At 42.4% G+C, this 7288-nt stretch carries 6 protein-coding genes; 4 read left to right on the top strand and 2 right to left on the bottom strand.

Annotated features, from left to right (window positions below):
• On the top strand, positions 1-1301 hold a 1301-nt coding region (locus CXF82_RS10500), incomplete at its 5' end, for a S41 family peptidase (RefSeq protein ID WP_102044164.1).
• 342 nt (positions 1302-1643) lie between these two features.
• Complete coding sequence (locus CXF82_RS22590; protein WP_257982769.1) at positions 1644-1808, top strand: hypothetical protein; 165 nt, start codon at positions 1644-1646, stop codon at positions 1806-1808.
• 174 nt (positions 1809-1982) lie between these two features.
• Here the strand turns inward: CXF82_RS22590 and CXF82_RS10490 are convergent, their stop codons facing one another.
• Positions 1983-4319, bottom strand: a complete 2337-nt coding sequence (locus CXF82_RS10490) for a TonB-dependent receptor plug domain-containing protein (protein ID WP_257982770.1) — start codon at positions 4317-4319, stop codon at positions 1983-1985.
• A 400-nt stretch (positions 4320-4719) separates the two neighbouring features.
• Between CXF82_RS10490 and CXF82_RS10485 the strand changes: the two genes are divergently transcribed.
• Positions 4720-5694: a transposase gene (locus CXF82_RS10485; protein WP_102044162.1), complete on the top strand. Its 975-nt coding sequence runs from the start codon at positions 4720-4722 to the stop codon at positions 5692-5694.
• A gap of 297 nt (positions 5695-5991) precedes the next feature.
• On the top strand, positions 5992-6594 hold the full coding sequence (locus CXF82_RS10480) for a class I SAM-dependent methyltransferase (RefSeq protein ID WP_102044161.1): 603 nt from the start codon (positions 5992-5994) through the stop codon (positions 6592-6594).
• 167 nt (positions 6595-6761) lie between these two features.
• Here CXF82_RS10480 and CXF82_RS10475 read toward each other — a convergent pair whose 3' ends face one another.
• Positions 6762-7205, bottom strand: a complete 444-nt coding sequence (locus tag CXF82_RS10475; RefSeq protein WP_102039850.1) for a SirB2 family protein — start codon at positions 7203-7205, stop codon at positions 6762-6764.
• Positions 7206-7288 lie beyond the last annotated feature (83 nt).

Here is a 7288-nt window from a genome sequence, read left to right as displayed (position 1 = left end):
TTTCTATTTCAGCCAGAGAAAATTTAAATACACCAGATAATTTGTCAAAAGAAGATAAATTGTATGGTTTATCGTTATTCTGGAAAGAAGCAAGTTATAACTTTGCATTTTTTGACCAAGTACCTGAATTGAACTTTGATAAGGCTTATAGAGAATTTATTCCCAAAGTTTTAGCGACTGAAACAACTTACGAATATTATCGTGAATTAATGAAATTCAACGCTTTATTGAAAGATGGACATACTAACATCTACTTACCTAAAGGGCTTTCTTCGAAGTCTGTTGACTGGCCAGCATTAAATATTACAGAGGCTAATCATCAGGCAGTAGTGACTAAAGTAGGAAGGGAACTTCAAAATAAAATCCCTTTAGGCTCTACCATTATTTCAGTTGAAGGAGTGAATTTAGAAACTCATTTAAAAACTCATATCATGCCTTATATTGCTAGCTCAACAGAGCATATTTTGTGGAACAATGCTGTAAGAAATATGTTAAATGGCACACCTAACACCAAAGTTAATGTTAGCATAAAGACCCCCTCTGGAGAGTTAAAAGATTTAACACTTACACGAAATTCACGACACAAAAAAGCAGATAAAATATCATTGAAGCAGCCTAGCTCTAATGGAGAGTTGTTTGAGTTTATGTGGTTAGATAATAAAGTCGCTTACATATCTTTAAACGGCTTTCATGATGAAAAAATTCTACAAGATTTCAATGGTGCTTACAAAGAAATCAAACAATCTAAAGGGCTAATTATTGACCTAAGGTTTAATGGTGGCGGTAACACAAGTATTGCTGCTGAAATATTGTCTCACTTTACTAATAAAGATTTAGAAGGATCAATTTGGAAAACCAGAAAACATATTGCTGCGTATAAAGCTTGGGGGAATTATAGCGAAAAATATAAAGATTACGCCCAAGATAATGCGTGGGAATCTGGGCCTATGGAGCTACTTAAGGCAAAAGACAATAATCACATAGTACCTACCTATGTATTGATTGGGAGACATACAGCCTCTGCTGCAGAGGATTTCTTGATCTATGCAGATAAATTAAAACACTTTTCTACTATTGGTGAAAAAACCTATGGTAGCACCGGACAGCCAATTTTCTTTGATTTACCGGGAGGAGGCTCTTTAAGAATTTGTGCTAAACGAGATACATACCCTGACGGGAGAGAGTTTGTAGGTTATGGTATTAGCCCAAAAATTGTCATTAACCGTATGCCTGAACACCTAAAGTCAGAAAAAGATATAGTGCTTACGAGTGCTATTCAAAAGTTGAAAACAAAAATCTAACGAATAAGGATTGTTGAACAGGCCCGAATTTGCTGGAGGTAATACCTTTATATAGTAAATATCGGTACGAGAATTTCCCCGGGTTTAAGTGACAAATTTAAAGAGTTAACCCGATACAGTGAGCATATGGATAAACAACGAGTAGCTAATGCAGGTACTTGCCAGTATTGGCCTGACTAAGCAGCCAGCTTCAACGTCATACACTCATAATTTCCGTGTTTCATGGGAACGCATAGCGCCTAAATTGGCAATTTAATGCTTTAAGCCAGCTTAGCTTCACCTACGTAATAAAGTCCCTTAAATTGCAGCCGAATCTGGTATAAGTACAACGGGATTTTTGATATGAACAGTTCAAAGATCCTGTGGTTTTACCTGATTATTAAAATGGGTGTCTTATTAGTCAGTGATCGCAGTGGTGGCATAGCTATCTTAAATTCATCGTGCCCAGACCTCATCTTGCTAGATATCACTATGCCTGAGGTGATACAGAAAATGGTCGATCAGTAACTCCCTTACTGATCGACTCTGTGCATTAATAATGCAAACTATCTTGATTGGCGATTATGACAAAACACTGGCATATACAGACATAACTCAGCCTTGCAATTTTGTTACATAAAGCCATTTAAACTCAATTCCTTACACCTTTGATGGCAGATGAAGAAAATTAGAGCCTATCGATTAATAGGTGTACTTAGCCTCTACGTAATAGTAACCACCGTTGAAACCGAAAGGAGAGTTGGTGAGTGGATACACGAATATACCATTGAAGTTATTATCTTCCGGACGCTTGTCGGGATACACATCGAATAAGTTCTGTACTCCGCCGCTCAAAGCAAGATCGGCTGTTGCCTGATATCGCATACTAATGTCTGTGGTCCATTTATCGCCATAGGTAACATCAGTGCGCGAGTAGCCAATGGTGTAAGAGCCAAAATAGCTGAATCTTAGATTAGTGGTGAAGTCATCGTATCTGTGAGTAAAACCAATATTGCCCTTATTATGTGGCGTGCCTTCGGTCATGTTCACTTCTTCTTGGTGATCGAACAACTCTTCTTCTTGACCACTTAAGATGCTCGGCAGATGTAAATCCTGGACCTCTGTCTCGTTGTAGGAGAAGGATAGGTTGGTTTCCAAGTCACCCAAGCTGCCTAAATCCAATTGTTGGGAGATGACCAGATCGACTCCGCGAGTGCGACTATCGATGGCATTGAGGAAGAAACGCGCCGAATCGGCATTGGTATCGGCGAGAATGGCGGCGATTTCCTCAGAGCTCTCGCTATCGACCGAACCCGATAGAATGATGCGATCGTCTAAGTCGATTTGATACATGTCCAGACTAGCGGTCAGCCCATAGCTACTGGTGTAGACCAATCCTAGGCTGTATGAGTGTGAAATTTCAGGCATTAGCGCCTCGACGCCCAAGCCTGTAGTGATTGGAGATAGGCTGTTAAATGTACCTGATTCTCTTGGCACAAACTCGCCGGTGATCGGGTCTGGATCGAAGAAGGTCGATACGTTGGTGAAGTAAAGCTGCTGGACGCTAGGAGCGCGGAAACCTGTGTCTGTGCTGGCTCGGATTGCCAGCTGGTCGGTGATATCATAACGACCAGAGATCTTCCAGCTGGTGTTGCCACCAAAGTCTGAGTAGTGCTCATAGCGCACAGCCATCGCCCAGTAAAAATCGTCACTTAACTGGTTTTCGAGTGACAGGTAGACACCGGTGTTTTGGCGATTTATATCGACTTCAGATCCCTTACTGAAACCACCGAAGCCTTGGCTACCACCGGCTTTATTTTGATAATCTCCCTTAATATATGACTCTTCCTGACCCGCCTCAATTTGATATCGACTGTCACGCCAAGAGATCCCCATTGCCACCAGTATGTCGGATTCATTGAAAAAATCGTAATAGGTCGTGGCATCTAGGTTAAGGTTTGTCTCATAATTCGACAGAGTGCCGGCATCGAAAGAGGTCGGGCTGGTCGTCCCAAGAGAGGCATTCAAGGTATTTTCAACCTGGTACTGAAAGGAGTTGCCACCATAGCCGCCAGAGATATCTAGGCTCCATTGGCCCAAGTCAAATTCATATCCTGTCACTAACGAATAATCGAGAATCTCTGGGCTAATCTGAGGCAAGAAGCCGTCAGGGTAAGTTTCAATGATATTGCGAGAGTCTTTGGCGCGGCGATAGAAGGCCCCAGAGGTCGAATTGCGTGAACTTACGCCGCCGAAGGCATAAAATTTGCTGTCATCGGTGAATATTTGTGCACCATTAATAAACAGGCCGTAGTTATTATAATCGCTGTCACCGACATGATGATTTAGACGATTTAAGGTATCTTCGCGGGGATCCAGACTGCCATCTTCGAGCAAGGGATATTGTTGACGAGGGTCTAACCCAGCACGATTGGTGCTATTTTTCTGGTGCGCCTCGAATGACAAGTTTACAAATGCATCTTCGCTAAAACTAATACCTTGGTTAATTCCAACACGTATCTGCTCGCCATCACCTTCATAGGTCTGGCCGGTTTGGGCCATTATGCTACCTCCCTGGGCACTGTCTTTCAATACGACGTTAATCACGCCGGCTATGGCATCTGAGCCATAGAGTGCTGCGGCGCCATCTCGTAATATTTCGATACGTTTGATCGCTGTCATCGGGATCGCGTTAAGATCCACATTCGATGAGCCCTTGCCTGTGGTACCACCTAGGTGAACTAGGGCGGAGCCGTGACGGCGTTTACCATTGACCAATACCAAGGTCTGATCCGGCGACATGCCTCTCAGACTCGCCGGACGTACCGCATCTGAACCGTCCGTGATAGATGAAAATGGAAAGTTATAACTCGGTGCGGCAAATTGCAGTGCCTTTGCCGTTTCTGACATGCCCGTTGATTCAAGTTGCTCCGCCGTGATGATATCTACAGGCACTGCGCTGTCAGTCGCAGTACGCAATGAGATGCGTGAGCCGATCACCTGAATACGCTCAACTTTGCTGATCTCTTCGGCCGCCATGGCGTGTGGTGCGACTAAGCTAGCGCCTATGGTAAAGGTTGCAATTTTATTTTTCATGAAATCCATTTGTTACATTAATCTATATGATGTTGCGCGCAGGCTAACACCGTTACACTTGATACCCTTAGAATGAAACCTGCTGTTTCAGAGCCAAGAGTTATAGAGATCATCAGCGCTCTGAGGGATGGGTCAAGTTTATTGAATCGGTGTGATGTAGGTCGTGCCATATTGGTTTTATTTCATCCACAAACAGCTCCGGCTCGGCGTTAAATACTCTTCCATTGCTCTAACAGATAAAGGGTTCGGTAACGAACTAATAGGCCACCCATCATAGTGGGCTAAGTTTTTGAGCCTTGCCTATACTTAATTTATTCAATTCTGGATGTTTGAGGAGGCAAGGATGCCTAGACCCCGTTCAACACAAGTTAGCTTGGAAGATACACCCTTTTATCATTGTGTCAGTCGCACGGTGAGGAGGGCGTTTTTATGTGGCATTGACGATTACTCTGGTCAGTCTTTTGAGCATCGGCGTGAGTGGGTTGAAGATAGACTTCTAATGCTGACTTCAGTCTTTGCTATTGATATTGCCGCTTACGCTGTCATGTCGAATCACTTGCATATCGTGCTTAGAATTGATTTAGAAACTGCACAATCGTGGTCAAGTATTGATGTGGTTAATCAATGGCATCAATTGTTTAAAGGCACGCTGTTAACACAGAAATTTGCTAACGGTGGTTCAATCGAAGCCTATGAGCTGGAAACGTTGAACGACACCATTGTTGAATATCGCAGAAGACTCATGGATATCAGCTGGTTTATGAGGTCATTGAACGAACCCATCGCAAGGCAAGCGAATAAAGAAGACAAGTGTACAGGGCGTTTCTGGGAGGGACGTTTTAAGTCGCAAGCCTTGCTAGATGAAGCGGCGGTACTTGCCTGTATGGCTTATGTCGACTTAAATCCTATCCGAGCTAAGATGGCGACGACACCTGAACAATCAGACTTTACGAGCATTCAACGTCGAATTAAAGCGGTAATCAAAGGTGAACAGCCCATTGAACTGTTACCTTTTCTTGGTAATGAGCGTCAGCCTATGCCAAAAGGGCTGATGTTTGAGCTACAAGACTACCTTGAACTGGTTGATGATACAGGCCGAGTGATTAGAGATAACAAGCGAGGGGCGATTAAAGCAGGCACGAGTAACATATTGAATCGGCTTAATATCCCATTAGCAAATTGGCTTAAAGTCACTAATGAGTTTAAATATTTATTTAAAGGCCCAGTTGGCACACTAGAAGAGCTAACGCGATACAGTGGGCATATGGATAAACAACGAGTGGCTAATTCAGGTACTTGCCAGTATTGGCCTGACTAAGCAGTCAGCTTCAACGTTATATACTCATGACTTCCGTGTTGCATGGGGACGCATTACGCTTAAAAATGGCTATTTAATGACTTTAAGTCAGCTTAGTTTAACCAATGTAATAAAATTGCCTTACATTGCAACCGAATCCGGTATAAGGACAATGGAACTGTTGATATGAACAGTTCCATTGTCCTGTTGTTTTAGCTAACTATTAAAATGGATGGCTTATTAGTCTGTTAGTAAAATTCAGCTGAGTCTGTGTCGTAGTAAACGTTTTATGCAGGCGTTAGCTTTCACGAGAGCCTAATGAAAATTTCAAAACAAATTGGCATCTGGTCCAGGGCATTCGGTCGAGGTGTCTATCCATATCAAATGACGTGGTTTCTTGATTTGCCGGGGCGCGGCCTGATAATGTCAGCCAAAACCGTGGCTGGGCGTTTACCCGTTAGACCAGATGCTAGTGTTCTGGAAATTGGTCCGGGTTCGGGCTATTACAGTGTGCAAGTTGCCAAACGTGTACCAGATGGTGCTCTTACTCTACTCGATATACAGCCCGAAATGCTTGAAAAAAGTGCAAGCAAGCTCAAGGCAGCGGGTATCTCTAATTTCACCATCAAGCAGGCCGACGCAAAGATACTTCCCTTTGAGAATGAAAGTTTCGATGCGATCTTTTTGGTTACGGCGTTTGGTGAAATCGAAGATCGGGCGTCGTTTTTGTCGGAAGCGTCTAGAGTGTTAAAGGCTAATGGTGTGCTTTCAATTACGGAGCATCATCCTGATCCTGATTTTGAATATGCAGATGCGGTTTCCATTAGCCTACAGAAGCACGGGTTTGTGCCATTGCAAAAGCTGGGATGGCGTTGGGCCTATACGCTCAATGCAGTAAAGGTCAGTACCGGCGAAAGCTAACACGTTTTTGTCCAAGAATGGGCTAGGGGACTAACTCCTTTTTGCCCCAAACAAGTTACTAACTACGGTAATTGGCGGAATAATATCTAATGGAAAAAGTTGGATATAGTCTTCCCATGTCTTCTAAATAGTAGTCAAAATAAATTAACCACTTCAATCGAAAGAGGCTAACAAGTTGCTGTTAACATAGAATGTCCTAACTCAAAATATGCATTAGTATCTTGATCAATACCTTTTAATTTAAGATGGTCGGCAAAACCAAGTCGTGCACTCATTACTAACCAAAACGTTGCACTTATGAAGCCGACAATACGCCATGATGTTGACTTTGCCCACTTAAGCGCAAAAGTAATAGAGAGTACATAGAGTACGAAACCACCTAATTTAGATGATGCCCAGCCATTCACGAAGGGGTACAAATTAAGTGGGTTAACTACAACCAGATAAATAAAGGTACAGGTAAATAGAGTATATAAAACGTGTGGTCCAATCTTAAGCAGTTTATTATTGACCTTGTCAGACCCTTTCATAGTTAACACAAAGTTAATGATGAAAAATATAAACGTAATCGCTATTATTGTCAGGTGGGTGTGCTTAACTATCATGTACATATTGTTGTTCCCTAAGTGTTTTTACATGTAAAATTATACTATCTGTTTGTAATTTAATTATATATCCGTAGATCTTAAGTTTT

Origin of the sequence: Shewanella sp. GutDb-MelDb (assembly GCF_002836075.1) — a bacterium.
Classification (GTDB): Bacteria; Pseudomonadota; Gammaproteobacteria; order Enterobacterales; family Shewanellaceae; genus Shewanella.
This window is presented reverse-complemented; position numbering and strand designations above follow the sequence as displayed.